The organism is Flavobacterium sp. TAB 87, assembly GCF_001529295.1.
GTDB lineage: Bacteria > Bacteroidota > Bacteroidia > Flavobacteriales > Flavobacteriaceae > Flavobacterium.
This window is the reverse complement of sequence record NZ_LLWK01000037.1, coordinates 381580-399890: the sequence shown is the minus strand read 5'-3', so window position 1 is coordinate 399890 and position 18311 is coordinate 381580. Positions and strand designations below refer to the sequence as shown.

14 protein-coding genes are annotated in these 18311 nt (G+C 32.4%); 3 read left to right on the top strand and 11 right to left on the bottom strand.

What is annotated here, in order from left to right; translation table 11 throughout:
- Positions 1-25: 25 nt before the first annotated feature.
- Together AP058_RS10980 and AP058_RS10975 are read right to left on the bottom strand one after the other, a co-directional pair.
- Positions 26-1057: a methionine synthase gene (locus tag AP058_RS10980; protein ID WP_066310487.1), complete on the bottom strand. Its 1032-nt coding sequence runs from the start codon at positions 1055-1057 to the stop codon at positions 26-28.
- 30 nt (positions 1058-1087) lie between these two features.
- Positions 1088-2140: a DUF1852 domain-containing protein gene (locus tag AP058_RS10975; protein WP_082706636.1), complete on the bottom strand. Its 1053-nt coding sequence runs from the start codon at positions 2138-2140 to the stop codon at positions 1088-1090.
- 518 nt (positions 2141-2658) lie between these two features.
- On the opposite strand from AP058_RS10975, the gene AP058_RS10970 reads away from it, so the two are divergent.
- The 3 genes from AP058_RS10970 to AP058_RS10960 all read left to right on the top strand — a co-directional run bounded on the left by AP058_RS10970 (position 2659) and on the right by AP058_RS10960 (position 5595).
- Positions 2659-3462, top strand: a complete 804-nt coding sequence (locus tag AP058_RS10970) for an endonuclease/exonuclease/phosphatase family protein (RefSeq protein ID WP_066310486.1) — start codon at positions 2659-2661, stop codon at positions 3460-3462.
- Positions 3463-3683: 221 nt separating this feature from the next.
- Positions 3684-4760: a DNA topoisomerase IB gene (locus AP058_RS10965; RefSeq protein ID WP_066310482.1), complete on the top strand. Its 1077-nt coding sequence runs from the start codon at positions 3684-3686 to the stop codon at positions 4758-4760.
- 139 nt (positions 4761-4899) lie between these two features.
- Complete coding sequence (locus AP058_RS10960) at positions 4900-5595, top strand: zinc-dependent peptidase (RefSeq protein WP_197413403.1); 696 nt, start codon at positions 4900-4902, stop codon at positions 5593-5595.
- 53 nt (positions 5596-5648) lie between these two features.
- On the opposite strand, the gene rpe is transcribed toward AP058_RS10960, so the two are convergent.
- The 9 genes from rpe to AP058_RS10915 form a co-directional block, all read right to left on the bottom strand.
- The gene (gene rpe, locus AP058_RS10955) at positions 5649-6311 is read right to left on the bottom strand and encodes a ribulose-phosphate 3-epimerase (RefSeq protein ID WP_066310476.1); all 663 of its coding nucleotides are present in this window, start codon (positions 6309-6311) and stop codon (positions 5649-5651) included.
- A 295-nt stretch (positions 6312-6606) separates the two neighbouring features.
- On the bottom strand, positions 6607-7470 hold the full coding sequence (locus AP058_RS10950) for an RNA polymerase sigma factor RpoD/SigA (protein WP_066310474.1): 864 nt from the start codon (positions 7468-7470) through the stop codon (positions 6607-6609).
- Between the two features lie 149 nt (positions 7471-7619).
- Positions 7620-9356, bottom strand: a complete 1737-nt coding sequence (locus AP058_RS10945) for a hypothetical protein (protein ID WP_066310472.1) — start codon at positions 9354-9356, stop codon at positions 7620-7622.
- Positions 9344-10534: a DUF4249 domain-containing protein gene (locus AP058_RS10940; protein ID WP_066310469.1), complete on the bottom strand. Its 1191-nt coding sequence runs from the start codon at positions 10532-10534 to the stop codon at positions 9344-9346. The genes AP058_RS10945 and AP058_RS10940 overlap by 13 nt, the downstream gene beginning before the upstream one ends.
- Before the next feature lie 31 nt (positions 10535-10565).
- Complete coding sequence (locus AP058_RS10935) at positions 10566-13340, bottom strand: TonB-dependent receptor (protein ID WP_066310460.1); 2775 nt, start codon at positions 13338-13340, stop codon at positions 10566-10568.
- A 4-nt stretch (positions 13341-13344) separates the two neighbouring features.
- Positions 13345-14091 carry a hypothetical protein gene (locus AP058_RS10930; RefSeq protein ID WP_082706635.1) on the bottom strand — a complete coding sequence of 249 codons (747 nt, stop codon included), beginning with the start codon at positions 14089-14091 and terminating at the stop codon, positions 13345-13347.
- Between the two features lie 164 nt (positions 14092-14255).
- Complete coding sequence (locus AP058_RS10925) at positions 14256-15761, bottom strand: hypothetical protein (RefSeq protein ID WP_157492694.1); 1506 nt, start codon at positions 15759-15761, stop codon at positions 14256-14258.
- 161 nt (positions 15762-15922) lie between these two features.
- Positions 15923-17122 (bottom strand): DUF4249 domain-containing protein, encoded by a 1200-nt coding sequence (locus AP058_RS10920; protein WP_197413402.1) that lies wholly within the window; start codon positions 17120-17122, stop codon positions 15923-15925.
- 82 nt (positions 17123-17204) lie between these two features.
- A complete protein-coding gene (locus AP058_RS10915) occupies positions 17205-18305 on the bottom strand; it encodes a DUF4249 domain-containing protein (protein ID WP_066310457.1) in 1101 nt (366 codons plus the stop codon).
- Positions 18306-18311 lie beyond the last annotated feature (6 nt).

Here is an 18311-nt window from a genome sequence, read left to right as displayed (position 1 = left end):
GGTAAATAAACCTCAATTTATGATTTTAAATACCAAGTTCTTTACGGATAATTTCCGCTCCTGCGCTTAAAGCAGTTAACTTACCTCTTGCTACACTGCGGGATAAGGGAGCCATACCACAGTTTGTACTAGGTAAAAGATTTTCAATGTCCACAAACTCTAGCGCTTTACGTAACGTATTAGCTACTTCTTCAGGTGTTTCGATAGTATTCTTTGACACGTCAATTGCACCGACCATTATTTTTTTACCACGAATAAGTTCCATTAAATTTAGAGGCACATTTGAGTTCTGACATTCTAATGACACAATATCAATTTTAGATTTTTGAATTTTAGGGAAAATTTCTTCGTATTGGCGCCACTCTGAACCCAATGTTTTTTTCCAGTCATTATTAGCTTGTATTCCATAACCATAGCAAATATGTACTGCCGTTTGGCATTTTAAACCTTCAATGGCTTTTTCTAATGTTGCCATTCCCCAATCATTTACCTCATCAAAGAATACATTAAATGCAGGTTCATCAAATTGAATAATATCTACCCCTGCATCTTGCAGTTCTCTGGCTTCTTCATTTAGTGCTTTCGCAAATTCCCAAGCCAATTTTTCTCTGCTTTTGTAATGGCCATCGTATAATGTATCTACCATAGTCAAGGGACCAGGTAATGCCCATTTTATAAGCCTATTGGTCTGTTTGCGTAAAAATTTAGCATCTTCCACAAAAACAGATTTTTGACGTGCAACATCACCTACAACCATAGGAACACTCGCGTCATAACGGTCACGAATTCTCACAGTTTTACGATTTTCAAAATCTACACCACTTAAATGCTCGATGAAAGTCGTTACAAAATGCTGACGTGTTTGTTCACCATCGCAAATGATGTCCAAACCTGCTAATTCTTGTTCGTGCAACGCAATGCGCAAAGCATCTTGTTTTCCTTCTAATAACTGATCGCCTTCTAATTTCCAAGGAGACCAAAGTTTTTCGGGTGGTGCAAGCCATGCAGGTTTAGGTAAACTTCCAACAATAGAGGTTGGTAACAATATTTTCTTCATGATAAAATAATTTTAAAGTGTAGGATTTAATTAAAGAGTGAAATTAGCTGACCACTGTTCAAGAATATGCTTGTAAGGCTTGATGAAATGATCTTTAGCATATTTACCCTGTTCAGTAGCCAGTCGGCTGCGCTCTTCGCGATCATAATCTACGCGAGTCAGTGAATAATCTTCGTGTTTAAGATTAGGTTGATAGATTTTACCAGCTATTGAATTTGCATTGTAAATTTCAGGGCGATAAATCTTCTGAAAAGTCTCCATCGTGCTGATTGAGCTGATCAGTCCAAGATCAGTATAATCAGTAAGTAAATCTCCTGAATGATAAAAAGCCATCGGCGCCACACTGTTCGGAGGCATAAAAAAACGAACTTTTAAGCCCATTTTAGAGAAATATTCATCAGTAAGAGAATACTGATCCTGTTGATATTCAAAACCCAGAACTGGATGCTGATACTCAGTGCGAGTATACGTTTTGTTGCTCGATACACTTAGGCAAATGATTGGTGACATTTTAAAATGCTCTTTGTAAGTGTCTGAACTCACAAAGCACTTATAAAGTTTACCGTGTAAATCACCAAAATTTTCAGGAACACAAAAACTAGATTTGTTTTTATTGTGCTCGATCAATAAAAAACTGAAATCATAATCTCGTACGTAAGAAGAATAATTATTTCCGGCAACACCATCTATATACCGGTTAGTCTTACGGTCAAAAATATTCGTTTTTAAAACTTCAATCATCGGCAGATTGTCAACATCATTTTTATTATCAATATTCATCGTTACCGTCATGATTTCAAGTTCTAAGAGATAACGATCTCCTTTTGGATTATCCAAATGAGCCAATGCATTGAATCGATTGTTAATCATATTTAAGGCATTACGCAAGTTTTGCTGGCGATTTTCTCCTCTAGCCAAATTTGCAAAATTGGTAGTCAGACGTGTTTTACTTGAGGGGTGATAGTTTTCATCTAAACAAGTGCTCTTTAGAGCGAACACAAATTCATTCTTGATAGTATTCTGGACGTTTGCAATGTCTTTCTTTTCATTTATTCTTGAATCTTCTTGTATGTTCGCTTTCATCTGATAACACTTTTTAGTTTTTTTACCTTACAAAATTGAAAATAAAAGATGAATTATTTATATTTATATTGAAATTCAGATAATTAATCTTTTTTAAGATTATTTTTAAGATAATTAATCTTTTTACAAATAGAACAATAAAGAAAACAGATGATTTCTCTTTAAAGAACTTAGATATCATTCTAGATTTGCCTCCAAAAGTGCCACAGAAAGCGAAGGCGAATTCTCTTTAAGATAGATTAAAAATTAAGATAGATTTTTTTATCAACCCCAACAGGACATCCCATATTTATATTGACATTTAATTCGAAGATTAAATGTCATTTATAATTTGCAAATCTTGCATAAAAAGGTTCGAATTTTGGATCTTCAGGGTCACAAAAAGCATTTATGTATATTTGTAGTTAAAGGCTTTTTATTTTGCCAGTTTTAGCACACTAATTCTCAAACAAAGACTTAAGCTGATTTTGTCTATTTTTGCTAGTTGTCTAACAAAACACTTGTTCGAATAATCTCCTATGAAAATCCTTTTTAATTTATTTTGTCTGCTTGTAGTATTTTGTATTAATGCCCAAGTTAAACTGGTGTCGTGGAATATTGAGAATATTGGCAAGTCGAAGTCCGATCAAGAAATAAGTTTCATTGCAAATACAATTAGTGATTTTGATCTCGTAGCCATTCAGGAAGTGGTTGCTGGTTTTGGTGGTACTCAAGCAATAGCAAGACTTGCTGACGAGTTGAATAGAGGAGGAACTAAGTGGAATTACATAGTGAGTGATCCCACAAGTAGTAGCGCTTACAAAACGGAACGCTACGCGTTTCTATGGAAGAATACTACAATTAAGCTAGTTGGAAAGCCTTGGTTGGAAGAAAAATATAATTTAGAAATTGACAGAGAACCATTTTATGCAACTTTTCAATATAAGAAGAAACAGTTTACAGTCGTTAACTTTCACGCGATAACCAAGAATAAGCAACCTGAAAGAGAAATCAAGTTTTTTAAATTTTTACCTTTTCAATATCCAACTTTAAATTTAATTTTTGTGGGTGACTTCAATTGTCCACAATCGCATACTGTTTTCAATCCTTTAAATAAAATGGGATACAAGCCAGTATTAGTAGGGCAAAAGACTTCTTTAAAGAAAAGCTGTATTGATAGTCAATGTTTGGCTTCAGAGTTTGATAATATATTCTACAACGACTTAAAAATTACCATTAAAAGCGCGGGAATAATTCCATTTTTCAAAATTTTCGGTACTTTGCAAGAAGCAAGAAAAATTTCAGATCATATTCCAATATGGGCGGAAATTATTTTAAAGTAGTTGGAAGATAGAATATGTAGAATGACTATGACAATGAAAAGAAGCTTATTCTAAATTGGGAGTAATCAAATTTCTATGTGAATATTTTCAATGATATATAATTTTTCGTTCTACTATCTTTTTTTTTAACAGAAGCAATTTTAGAATTCCCATCCTAAATTATGTAAAACTTTAAAGTTAGAATCAACTTACATTTAAGTTTATTTTTAAAGTATAGGATTATGTGTCGGTTAGAGAAAAAATTACAAAAAATTGTGGATGATCCAAAACAGTCGGCCAAGGTAGTAGGACTGCGTTATTTTTCAGATGTTAGTCGTGGCTTTTTTCGACTTAGAAAAGGAAAAACTTTTATCTATAAAGATGCCGAAGAAATAATTATTGAAGATGCCGATTTATTGACTCGATTTCAAAAATTAATTATTCCACCAGCTTGGGAAAATGTCTGGATTTCGCCCTATCCAAATGGACACTTACAAGCAACGGGCTTAGATTCTAAAGGCAGAAAACAGTATAAATACCATACGAACTGGAATAAAATTCGAAATCAATCAAAGTTTTATAGACTTCGACAGTTTGCCAAAGTATTACCGAACATTAGAGCTCAACTCGATAAGGATTTAAACAGAAGAGGTATGCCTTATGAAAAGGTGGTGGCTTTGGTAATTAAATTGATCGAGGTAACTAACATTAGAATAGGAAATGAAGCCTATAAAAAGTTATACGGATCTTTTGGTTTGACAACTTTGAGAGACCGACATGCCAAGTTTAATAAAGGACAATTGTTCTTTGAATTTACTGGTAAGAAAGGGGTGAAACATAAAATTAGTTTAAAGAATAAAAGGCTGATACGATTAGTGAAACGTTGTCGTGATATTCCAGGACAAGAACTTTTTCAGTATTATGATGATAACGGGAATCATTGCAGCATTGGTTCGGCAGATGTAAATAACTACATCAAAGAAATTACTCAATTAGATTTTACAGCTAAAGACTTTAGAGCATGGGCTGGAAGTTTGAATGCTTTGTGTAGTTTTTTGAATGAAGAAAAACCAGCGACAGCGAGTGATTGTAATAAGAAAATAGTGGCTGTATTGGATACGGTTTCTCATCAATTAGGGAACACGCGTGCAGTTTGTAAAAAGTATTACGTGCATCCAACGGTTATTGCGTCTTTTGAGAATGGTACAATTTGGAACTATAAGCCCAAAAGATCAACGGCAAATTCAAAACTTAACCCAGAAGAGAAAGCATTAATAAAATTACTCAACACGGAAAAAATAGCAGCTGTTTTAGGTTAGAAATAAGTTTTTAACTACTTTGGTCAGTACTATGGTAATGACTTTTGTTTATATTTTATTCGGAATTTATTTTGGATTCTTTGTGATTCTAAAAATCGTCGAACCCATTTATATACGGTTACATAAACGACCATTGTTTTTGCATTGGAATCCTTTTTTATTTGGATTCGACTCTAATTTAAAATTAGTAAGTATCTTAGAAAAAGAATTTATTTTTTATCGAAATCTTGAAAGTAGACAAAAAATTTATTTCGAAAAAAGAGTAGATAAATTTATTCAGAATTATTCCTTTGTAGGTAAAGAAATTTTGGTGAATTACGAAATGAAAGCACTTATTGCTGCAACGTACGTGGTATTGACGTTTGGAATGCGAAATTACCGTACTACCATGTTTAACACGATCATTATTTATCCGTCTACTTATTATTCCACCATAAATGACACGTATCATAAAGGAGAATTTAATCCGAGAATGAAACTAATTGTTTTTTCTTGGGAGGATTTTTTAAGTGGTCACAAAGTGAAGGATAATATTAACTTAGGATTACATGAGTTTACTCATGCATTACTGTTTCATGCGCTTAAAAGTAAAGACGCGAGTGCAATGATTTTTCATGAAGAATTTAATTTTGTCGTGAAGTATTTTGATAATGAAGATTTTTTAAATGCGCTTCGCGTAAAAAATTATTTCCGGGCATATGCTTATACTAATAAGTTTGAGTTTTTAGCAGTTCTGTTGGAGCATTTTTTTGAAACTCCGAACGTTTTTAAATCCGAGTTCCCAGAATTATTTGAGCGTCTAAAAAGAATGCTAAACTATAAGGAAATACAATAAATAAAAAGCCTGAAGATTTGTCTCTTCGGGCTTTTTATTTATGTTGGAGATTATTAAAATGAAGTTAGTTTTTTTAGGTCTGCAACAGTCGTTACGGGATCTGCGGCTCCAAAAACATAGCTTCCAGCTACTAAAACATCAGCTCCAGCTTCAACTAATTGCTTGGCATTTTTATTGGTAACACCACCATCAATTTCAATTAATGTAGAAGCTCCTTTTTTAACTATTAAGGCTTTTAATTTTTCAACTTTGGCATACGTGTTTTCAATAAACGATTGTCCACCAAAACCAGGATTCACGCTCATAATGCAAACCATATCGATGTCATTTATTACATCTTCTAGTAAATCAATACTGGTATGCGGATTTAAAGCAACACCAGCCTTCACACCTTCTGCTTTAATGGCTTGTAAAGTTCTGTGCAAATGTGTACAAGCTTCGATGTGCACCGTTAAAATATTCGCTCCTAAATCTGCAAACGTTTTAATATAACGATCTGGATCAATAATCATTAAATGTACATCAATTGTCTTTTTTGCATGCTTAGCAATAGCTTGTAAAACAGGCATTCCAAATGAAATATTAGGAACAAAAACGCCATCCATAATGTCAATGTGAAACCAATCAGCTTCACTATTGTTGATCATTTCGATATCACGTTGTAAATTGGCAAAGTCTGCAGCTAAAACTGAAGGTGCAATAAGTGTGTTTTTCATTTGTGTAGTTATGTTATTTTTGCAAATATACTATAAAAAATAAAACCTCGGAAACCCGAGTGCTTGCCACGAACTGACCGAGATTTTATTATAAAAAACAAAACCTCGGAAACCCGAGTGCTTGCCACGAACTGACCGAGGTTTTATTATAAAAAATAAAACCTCGGTAATCAGCCGAGGTTTCAATCATCAATCAAAAAACGAACAGTCAATCAAACTGTTGTTTATTGTATAGTTAAAAGTCAATTGTCATCAAGTAAAAAACTTTAGACTCAACTTTCAAATTTTAAGCTTTTTAGCCTAAATATGTTTTTAGAATTTTACTTCTTGAAGTATGTTTCAATCTACGAATTGCTTTTTCCTTAATTTGACGAACACGCTCACGAGTTAAGTCGAAAGTTTCTCCAATTTCTTCCAATGTCATTGGATGTTGGTCACCTAAACCAAAATACAAACGAACTACATCAGCTTCTCTTGGTGTTAGTGTTTCTAAAGAACGCTCTATTTCTGTGCGTAAAGATTCTTGAATTAATTCTCTATCAGGGTTTGGAGACTCACCAGAACGCAATACATCGTAAAGGTTTGAATCTTCTCCTTCAACTAAAGGTGCATCCATTGATAAGTGACGACCAGAGTTTTTCATTGACTCTTTTACATCATTTACGGTCATGTCCAATTCTTTTGCAATTTCTTCAGCAGAAGGCGGACGTTCATTAGATTGCTCTAATAGAGCGTACATCTTGTTAATTTTATTGATAGAACCAATTTTGTTCAGAGGCAAACGAACAATACGAGATTGTTCCGCCAGAGCTTGCAAAATCGACTGACGAATCCACCAAACTGCGTACGAAATAAATTTAAATCCACGAGTTTCATCAAAACGTTGTGCCGCTTTAATCAAACCTAAATTTCCTTCGTTAATTAAATCGGGTAGTGTTAATCCTTGATTTTGATATTGTTTTGCTACAGAAACAACAAAACGCAAATTGGCCTTTGTTAATTTCTCTAAAGCTTTTTGATCACCAGCTTTAATCTTTTGCGCCAATTCTACTTCTTCGTCGGCAGTAATTAAGTCTACTTTTCCGATTTCTTGTAAATATTTGTCTAATGAAGCAGTTTCACGATTAGTTACCTGCTTGGTGATTTTAAGTTGTCTCATGTTTTGTCTTCCTCGTTTTAAGTGTACAAGTAGTTATACGTATCGAGTTGCAAAAAAGTTACATAATTTTTAAAATAATTTATTAAATTGTATTTATGGACAAAGTTATCTTTCTAAATAGAAGAAAATATCCCAGTTATTTAAAAATGTTAGTTCACCTCAAAATCTTTAAAAAGTGATATGGGCTGACCGTTTAAATTAAAACCTTCCATATTAATTTGAAATTTACCAGTCACATCAGAAGTATAAAAGTTTAAAAGAGTTGTATCGTTACTTAATGAAACATTGGGCTCCCATAATAATTGGTAGCGGTAATCTGGTATTCTTTTATCTTGACTAAGAGTAGAGTATTCAATTTTTTTATAAATTTTTTCTTGATCGGGTCTCACAATCGCTCCGTTTAAGACATAATTTTGATTTTCTGTAGGAATGAAATCGTTTTTAAAAGTTGTAAAACTTACCAATCCGTTGAACGATTTAGGACCAAGATAATATCTTCCAACGATAACCTCTATCTTATACACATTTTTCATGCTGTATTTATTTAAATCATTTTGATTTTTTAAATACATTCCATCAACTAAAACTAATGCTGCTTCGGGTAATTGAGGAAAAATAGTAGGATCATTTACGTGAATAAATGTGTTATTGTCCACTTGTTTCAAATATATCTCTTTTACAATTTCTATAGCAGTTTCCTTTAAAGTTTTAAATCGTGTAAAATCATCTAAAATATACGGTTTAGCAGTTGGATAATAGAAGGGTGTTTTTAAAACTGGACTCAGCAAACTATCTTTAAAAGAAGCATAGTACGAATTTCTTATTTGACTCGCTATTGATCTGTTGGATAAGGTTTTCTTGCTACTTTCTGGTAGGAACAAAGAGTTTTCGAAAGATAACTTAGAATATGCTAACTCGGGAGATTTGTCTAATTTAATATCGTACAACTTTGCCTCTTCTCCTATTATTTGAAGTGAAATTTGCTTGTTTAAGGAGTGAGGCGTAAGGTCAAAAATAAATTCACCGTTCGTATTTGTTTTTACAATTTTAAAATCAAAAGAGGATCCAGGTACAGAAAGTGCAATCGCAATATTTTCTAACTGATCGATTTTGTTTTTTGCAGTTATTTTTCCGGTAACAATTTCACCTCGAAGTTCTGGCACATATATTTTATTTTTTTGATTGTATAGATCAATAGACGTTGATCCTTGTGACGTTATAAAATCAGTGGCGTCTGCTTGTTTTATGGTTGGAAGCTCATCCATTTTTACAATTGTAACTGAATAATTTCCATCTTTAAATAAAGAATTTGCGGATTCTATTTTCAAAGTAACTAACTCTCGTGGTTTATAGATCTCTTTGTCAAGATTGATAGTAATGCTTTTATTCGTAGTACTGCTTTTGTTGAAATTATCGTATTTGAAGGAGTTCTTCAGCTTGCGGTCCTTCTCAACAACCAAAGTTCTTTCTAAAGCTTCTGCTGCATAAGGATTGAATATTGTGATGTCTACAGTGAAAAAATGTGAAATATCGGTATTTAACATCCAATTGGTATAGGCAACCAGTTTATAATTGCCACTGCTTAAGCTTGTGGGAATAAAATAATCACTATTTCCTGTTCCGTTTTTCAAAGCGACTTTACTTTTAAAAATAGATTTTTTTTCACTGTCAATAAGCTCCACGTATGCAACTTTACTGATGAAACTAGGAGTTTTATCGGACGCTTTAAAACAATATATTTTATATTGTAAACTTTCTCCAGATACAAAAGTTGTGGTATTGGCATGTAGAAATACTGTTTCATCTACTAAAATAGATTTTTGGGAAACAATTTGTTGCGTGTTAAGAAACACAAACAGTACTATAAAATATGTTAATCTATCCAAAATGCTGGTTTTTCGTTGTTAGAAAATGATGTGCAATCTCCACACTCCACTGGTACTACTTGATAAGAAGTGTTGTCTGCATTGGAATAATAGGTAACTGTACCTCCATTAATTCCTTTAATTAAAGCTTCTCCTTGACAGGCAGGTATGCTAAATCCAAAGCAGAATTTATATTCTTCTTCTTGACAATTTGTAAAATACGGTGGTGTTTTTTCACCTGGAAATAGATCACTGTAATTGAAAAATATTCGTTTTGATGACATTGATGAAACTTCAAAGAAACCTATTGCTTTTTCATCTCTGTTAGAAGTACATTTTATATTTCCGTTAATAAAACCAGGTTGTTTGGGTGATAAAATACTCTCAGAACTTGATATTTCTTTCATTGTTTTGCGAAAAGTGTACGATTCAAGATTTTGTACATATTGTTTCACTAAAACACTGTAACGGTGACTTAAAATATAATTTTGATCACTAATAAAACGAATTTGAAAGTCGACACGATCTTCTTTCAAGTCGGATGTTTTGGTCAAAATAATATCAGTAGAGTTCTTAGTAGTGTAGCAAATCCTACTTTCAGTACTATTTTTAACAAGTCCTAAAGTCTGCGGCCCAGTTACTATTAATTTTTCGGCGCGCCATTTTGGAGTAATTATTTTATAAGTCTCTTCATATTCGTAACGATAGTATTTTGAAGTAGTATTTGGGTCATAGCTATTTACTTTTATTTGTACACCTCGACCAAGCATTTCATCAGTAATTACTTCGGACACTAAACTTTCTATATTATTTTCAGTTGTTAAGTTTTCTTTAGAAGATTCGTATGTTTTTCCGTCGGCGGTTGTTATGTTTAGGGAATACGTTATACTCGGTTCTGCTTTAAATGCTAATCTAGACGTATAAAATCCGCCAGATTGCTCTTCAAACATATAAACATTTCCTTGGTTATCCGTCACAGAAACAGTAGCTCCTGTTTCTCGTTTAATGCCTTCCTCTTCTAATTTGCTAGTTTTAGAAATCTTTATTTCTTGGTTCTTTAATTCGTTTGTAATTGTAGCTTCTACTACTATTGCTTCTTCATACGCATTAGACAGCAAAGGATATGTTTCTGTACAACTACTAAAAATCGAATTTAGTAATAGTAACAGAATTATTTTTTTGAATATATGATTTTTCATTGCTTTGAATTCTAATTTATTATTTTTCTAATTAAAATTTGAAGTTGTAGGTAATACTTGGAACTGGAATTGAAAATATAGATGTTTTATAACCCTTAACTTTTCCATCACTATCTGTATTAAAATAAATAGAGTACGGATTGTTTCTTCCCAATACATTGTAAACCGATATGTTCCAAAAACTGTGTGCTAATTTTTTTATTTTGTGGTTACCTTCAATATTTATTCCTAAATCCAAGCGGATATAATCGGGAACACGATATTGATTGCGATCGCTGTATAAAGTATAATCAGCATCACCATAATGATACGTACCAATTGGATAAGTGATTGGTCTTCCAGTTTGATATAAAAAGTTACTTGACAAACTATATCGCTTAGTAAATTTATAATTTAAGATCACACTTAAGTCATGCGGTTTATCAAAATTAGCTGCAAAATAGTCTCCATTATTTACTATCTCAGAACTAAATTGGCTGTCTAGTTGGATAAAAGTCCGAGAATAGGTGTAGCTAATCCATCCGTTCAAACGTCCTTCTTGCTTTTTTAACAAAAGCTCGATTCCGTACGCTTTACCTTTTCCTTGTAAGAGTTCGGTTTCTATATGATCGTTTAATAATAACTGCGCACCCACTTTATAGTCAAGAATATTTTTTGATGTTTTGTAATATCCTTCTAAACTTAATTGATAGTCAGTATCTTCAAAATCTTTATAAATACCTAGAGAGACTTGCTGAGCACTTTCAGGCTGAACATTAAGGTCTGATAGTTTCCACGTATCAGTAGGAGATTGAGTTACATTACTCGATAAAAGATGAATGTACTGTCTGGTCATGTCGTAACCCGCTTTTATAGACAAGTGTTCTGTAAAAAAATATCGCGCAGCCAAGCGAGGTTCAAATCCGCCATAACTGGCAATGACGTCATTGGTACCGTAATGATTCGTTCTAACTACCGTTTCTTCCGTTTTTGGCAAACCTTCTTGATATACATTCACATCCGCATCACCTAACGAGGCATAAAAAGAATAGCGAAGACCTACATCTATTAATAGTTTTGTACTTAATTTGTAACTGTCAGAAATATAAATGGCAGATTCCAAAGCCTTTTCATTTGCGATATCTGTGCGTATTAAGGAAGATTCGGGATATTTAGGATATTGATAACCGGGCGAAATTTGATATAGTTTACTTGCTATTCCATAAGATAAAGTATGCTTTTCGTTCAGTAAGTAATTTAATTTTAACTGTAATTGCGATTCCTTTATTTTGTAGCCAAAGTCAAAGGCATTTACATCAGCCGAATCGTAATCGATATTGAATTTATATTCGCTATTGTTAAAAATTAAAGCAGCTTTATTTTTCTTATTAAAAGAATGGTCCCATTTTACAGAGGCTACTCTATTACTATATTTATAGATTGAGTCAGAACTTAGACTGAAGTTATCACGACTGTAATACAGATTTGCTTCAAGAGTATTGTTTGCATTAACTACATTATTGTATTTTAATATACCATCATAAAAGCCCGTTTGACTGTTCTTTAAATCCTTATTGTCTAAGCTTTTTAAGATCCAATCAGAGTAGGTTGCTCTTGCTCCAATAATAATACTTGATTTGTTTTTTTTAATCGGAAAACCGAAACTTAAATTAGATGTAATTGGTCCAATCGCACCTTCTCCAGAAAACTTTTCTTCATTTCCATTTTTAGTTGTAATATCAAATACTGACGAAAGACGACCTCCAAAATCGGCAGGAATACTGCCTTTATAGATATCTGCTTTCTTAGTAGTATACGGATTAATTGCAGAGAAGAAACCTAAAAAATGTTGTGGGTTGTACAATACTGAATTATCTAATAAAATTAAATTTTGATCGTCTTTTCCACCTCTAACATTAAAACCCGCAGATCCTTCTCCGGTCGTTTTAATTCCCGGATAAGTCGTGGCAACCTTCAAAATGTCGCGCTCGCCAAGAATTAAAGGAACATTTTTTATAGATTGAATATCAATTGATACGAGTCCAGAAATAACATTTTCAACATTTTTTTTCTCTTTTTTTCTAATAAAAATTTCGTCCAGTTGATTAGTACTCTCGTTAATTTCAATGTCAAGATTTCCACTGTCATAAACCATTAAGGTTTTTGTAACCTCTTTGTAATTCATTGATTTTATTTCTATAACATTTATTCCTTTCGGTAATTCGAGACTGTAATCCCCTTCTAAATCTGTCACAGCAGTAATCTTTGAATTGCGTATTTGTATGAGAACATTATTTTCTGGTTTGCCTGTTTCTCTATTAGTTATCGTTCCAGACACTACAAATTTGTCTTTTATATTGCTGTTATTTTCTTTACCAATAAAAACTAGATTAGATTTTTTATTGACACTAAAATTTCCTGCCGAATCATATTGCTGGTAGAAGACTGGTTTGAGTTTTTGCTTTGCAACTGCTGGAGAACTTGTAAAATAGCTCGGAGGTAAGTCAGTATGTATTTTACTGTTACGTGTTAGAATTATTTTATTGTTTAATACAATATAATGTAAGTTTGTTTTTTTTAAAACTTCTTCTAAAACTTCGGACAACAGTGCGTTTTGAAAAGTTGCAGTAATTAAAGTATTATTTTCTTGGATCCATATTTCTTCAAAATAGAATTGATAGGAAGTTGAACGTTCAATGTCTTCGATGACTGTTTTTAACGAATTATTATTAAATTTAAAAGAAAGTGACGCATCTGCTTTATTCTGTGCATGTAGAACTGGAGCTAAGACAAGTAAGCTTAGTATTATTAGGAGTATTTTTTTCATTCGATTACTGCTCTTTATTAAATAGTGAAGTAGTGACTGACTGCAGTAAGTTTTTCATAAATTGATCAAAATCAGTTTTCCGAATCGTATTATTGCTAGCATAAAAATTATTGATCTCCTCTTTTTTGGACGGGAATAATTTGATAATATCTTTTTTAGAATTTATTGCATATAGCTTTTTATCCAGATCAAAATAAAAAGTATTATTGTCTTTAAAGCTGTAGTATATTCCATCATCTTTCACTCTTTTTTCTAGACTTTTAGAGTGTTTAATATAAAAAGCTTGATTTTCACTGTATTTTACAATCTCATAATAACCAGTTGAAAAATTAGTATTATTGTATTGTTCTTTGTTTATCTTAACAAAGTTCTTATTGAAAATTAGAAAACTATCGACTTTATCTTGATTGAGACTGATAGCAGTTACCGCTGAACCTTCGCTTGGGTTTAGTACTAAAATATCTCTAAGAATGTCATATTTAAGCGGAATTTCAAAATATAAGTTTCCATCATAATTCAGCGTTCCAATTTCAAACGAATCAGATTTAAGAAACAAAGTACTTTTATCAATACTTTTATATGGATTGGTGTGAATTTTTCCAGTATTAAAATCCAAGTTTCCCTTTCCAGCCACATTATCATACCAATTGTAAATAGAAAAGTCAGATTTCGTTTGCGAATAAACAGAACTAGTAACTAGAATTAGCCCGATAAAAAACAATGCAGTTTGCTTTTTTTGCGAAGTTATCAATGTAGTAAGTGTTTTTTTGATTATAGTTTAAGTAATTTCAAATGTATTATAAAAACTACAATTTGATGAGCTTTTGACTGTTAAATTTTTTAACAGTTAAAACTTAGACTTTAACTAAAACAAAAAATCCCGCTTCAGCGTGATGCGAAACGGGAAATGATTTTCTACTTTACAAGCAATGTTTTTGTGAGTCGAACTAACTTTCCTTCTTCTGATAATCCTTCTAGTACTATTTCAAAATTGCCTGTGATGTCTGAACTGTAAAATGAAATTTCCTGTTGAATATTGCTGCTTGTTAGGTTTGGTTCCCAGAGCAGCTGATAGCGATAATCTGGAATTCGTTGCTCATAATTAGAAATTTGGTAGTTGGGTTGATAATAAATTTTATCCGGTTGAGGTCGTAAAATCCTAGTCGTTAAAACATTTTTATCAAGATAGCTACTCGCAAAGTCTTTATTTTTAGTACATATACTTACGATTCCATTAAACAATTTGGGGCCATAATAATAGGGAGAGCTAACTACACTGATGCTCTCGATTTGAGTACTACTAAAATTGTTAATAGCGTTCATATCTTGTATTTGTAAACCGTCGACCAAAACAAGACAGGGTTCTTTAGATTGTGTAATGTTATAGCGACTGTCATTTAAGTACAAAGACGGAACTTTGTTGTATTCTTTAAAACTAAGCTCTAGGACAATTTCAATAATAGTTTCTTTAAAAGTTCTAAATCGATCATAGTCATCTAAATTATATCTTTTTTCAGTAGGATGAAAGAACGGGCTTGCAGCTGGAGCTTCAAAAATGCTATCTTTTTTCTGCATGAAATAAACATTTTCGATTTGAGTTGCTAATGAGCGCTCTTGAATTGCATTTAGGTTTTTGGCAGAAATAGAAGTGGTCTTAGAAAAATTTAAACTTGATAAATTTGGGACTTGTTTTTTGTCAATTTTAATAGTGTAATTTTCTCGATCTGCTTCTGATAATTGTAGATAGACAACTGTATTGCTGGTTTGTTTGTCCAATATAAAAATAAATTTTCCATTTTCGTCTGTTTTAGTAGTTTTATAAATGAAGTTTTTATCAGATATAGAAAGCGTAACTATTTTTGAACTCACTACTGCAGTTTCATTTTTTGCACGAATAGAACCGGTTACCAATTCGCCACGTGTTTCTGGGAGGTATGTTAAAATTTGATTTAAATTCTGATTTTGAATACTATTGTTTTTGTAGTTTGGAACGGGAATATTATCTATTTTTTTAACAGATAAAACGTAATTTCCGCGTTCTAAAGTTTGAGGAATAAAAAGGGATACCTTCTCTCTCTTTGAATACTTCTCTTTGTCTAAGATCAAAAGTGAATTTTCATTGTCTTTTTTGGCAGTAGTTTGATAAGAAACTATAGTGCTATCACTTATTAAGTTGAGGTTTTTTTGAAACGGATTTAGTATGGTTAGATCAATTTCAAAAAAGGTATTTTGGCGATTATTCAGCATCCAGTTGGTATATGCAATAAGCTTATAGTTGCCAGAGGATAATGTCGTTGGTAAAAAAGAATCACCATTGCCTAATCCTTTATCTAGTTTAATTTTAGTTTTTAAAACACTTTCTTTTTGACTGTTGACTAATTCGACGTAAGCAATTTGACTAATGTCTGAAATTGTATTCATTTGATTTAAACAGTATAATTTGTAGTATAGCGTTTCACCAGTTAGAAGAACTGTTGCGTTAGTTTGCACGAATAATGATTCTGCACTCAGAGTAGCGCTGTTTTGAGCAGTACTACTATAAGCACAGCTTAACAGTGCAAGAAGTAGCGTTATTTTTTTATTTAGTCTATCCAAAATGAAGGTTTTACGTTAGATGAAAATGTTGTGCAGTCGCCGCATTCTTTCTCGACCATATAATACTTTGTAACATTTAGGCCAGCTCCAGGTCCGAGGTAAACGTGCGATCTTAAAATAGAAAAATTGTTTTTCGATAAATTTTCGTGCTCGACAAGTATAGGTTCACATTCTCTAAAATAATCTGTAGGTTTTTGCGAAGGAAAAATGTCCTCATAATTAAAAAAGATTCGTTTTTGAGAAACTGAAGCAACTTCAAAAAAACCAACTACTTTTTCTGAAGCATTTGTTGTTGATGTAATATTTCCAACAATATATCCAGGCTGATTGGGAGATAATAAGTCGCCAGTGCCAGACATTTTATTTAAGGTGTAATAATAATCGTAGGCTGCACGGTTTTGGGTGTATTGCTTAACCTTTATGGTGTAGCGATTGGTAAGTATATAATCGTTTTGACTGATAAAGCGAATAGCATAATTTACTAAAGCTTTTTGTTGATCTACAGTGTTGGTTTGTAGAATTTCACTAGAATAATTAGTGCTATAGCAAATGCGTGTGTTGGATTTTGCTGGTAAAATGTCTAGTTTAAAATAATTATTGTAAGCGATGTAACCGCTTTCTTTTAATTGCTCCTTAACTTCAAAATTCGTTTTTATTTGATAGGTTTCTTCATATTCATATCGGTAAAATTTGGAGCTATTTGTAGGATCGTAATTTTTTACATTTATTTGAACACCTTTTTCGCCCTCTTTCTCAATTACAGCAGTTTCTACGTTTATAGTATTTTCAGCAGTTACTTGTTCAGTCGATGAAATATATTCTTTTCCTGAAACAGTTCTTATTTTCAATTGATAATAGCTGTTGGGCTCTGCTTTAAATTTAGTTTCTGAGATATATTTATCTCCCTTTTCCTCAAAATTAAATTCAGTACCACTATTATTTACAACAGTGACTACAGCGCCAAATTCCATTAGTGGTAAGCCATCATTTACTGCGCTTGCTCGTGAAAGTTTTACTTCTTGATGTGTCATTTCATTTGTAATTGTAGCTTCTACAATTAGCGCTTCTTCAAAAATTTGATTTTGAAACGCATATTGTTCGGTGCAGCTCGACATAAGAACGGCCACGAAAAGCAGAGTGAACCCTATTTTTTTAGGAATTGATAATTTTATAGGTATTAGTACCAAGTTAAAATTTAGATTATAATTTTGTCTTTTGCGGGCTAGCATAAGTATTATTCGTAATTAATTAGAACTACATTTTTTTTATTTAATCGATCCAAAATGATGGTTTAATATTAGATGCAAAAGTGGTGCAATCAGCACATTCTTTTTCAACCACATAAGTTCCCTTGTAATCTGTACCTAGAATGACATGTGTTTTTAAAATATTATAACCAAAACTATTAGTTGTATTTGATACGAGGATTGCTTTGCAATTCATAAAATAATTGGCAGGTTGTTCTGTGGGAAATAGATCAGTATGATTAAAAAATATTCTTTTTTTAGAGACAGAAGCGACATCAAAAAAACCTACTACCTTTTCAGGTGGATTTGTAACAGACTTAATATTTCCAATAGCAAAGCCTGGTTGATTAAGTGACAACAGATTGCCAGTTTCGGACATTTTCTTTAATGTGGAATAATACTCATAGGCCGCGCGATTTTGGACATACTGCGTTACCAAAATGGTGTACCTATTCGTAAGCTTGTAATCACTACGACCAATAAAACGTATCGGATAATTCACTTGGTCCGTTGAGCGGTCATTTGTATTTGTTTGTATAATTTCTTTAGAGTAGTAAGTGCTATAGCATATACTGGTATTTGGCTTTACAATCTCAAAAATTGTTTTGATTTTGTACGTTTCTTCATATTCGTACCGGTAAAATTTAGAAGTATTGGTTGGGTCAGAACTTTTTACATTTATTTGTACGCCTTTTTCTCCTTCTTTATCAATTACAGAAGTTTCTAAATCTATAGTGCTTTCAGTGGTTAATTTCTCTTTGTTGGAAAGGTAAATTTTCCCAGAAGCGGTAATAATTTTTAGCTGATACTCTTTGTTCGGTTCCGCTTTAAATTCATTTTGTGAAACATATTTGCTTTCTCCTTCATCAAAATTAAATTCGGTCCCATTGTTATCGATAATAGAAACAGTTGCGCCGACCTCAGTCGATCCTAAACTGTCGTTGATGGAGATGGTTCGAGAAAGTTTTACTTCTTGATATTTCATTTCGTTTGTAAGTGTGGCCTCTACAACCAAAGCTTCGTTAAAATTTTGATTTTGAAAGACATATTGTTCCGTGCAACTTGAAATTAGTCCAGTCGAAAACAGTACAAACACTATTTTTTTAAAGATTGATAATTTCATATGCAT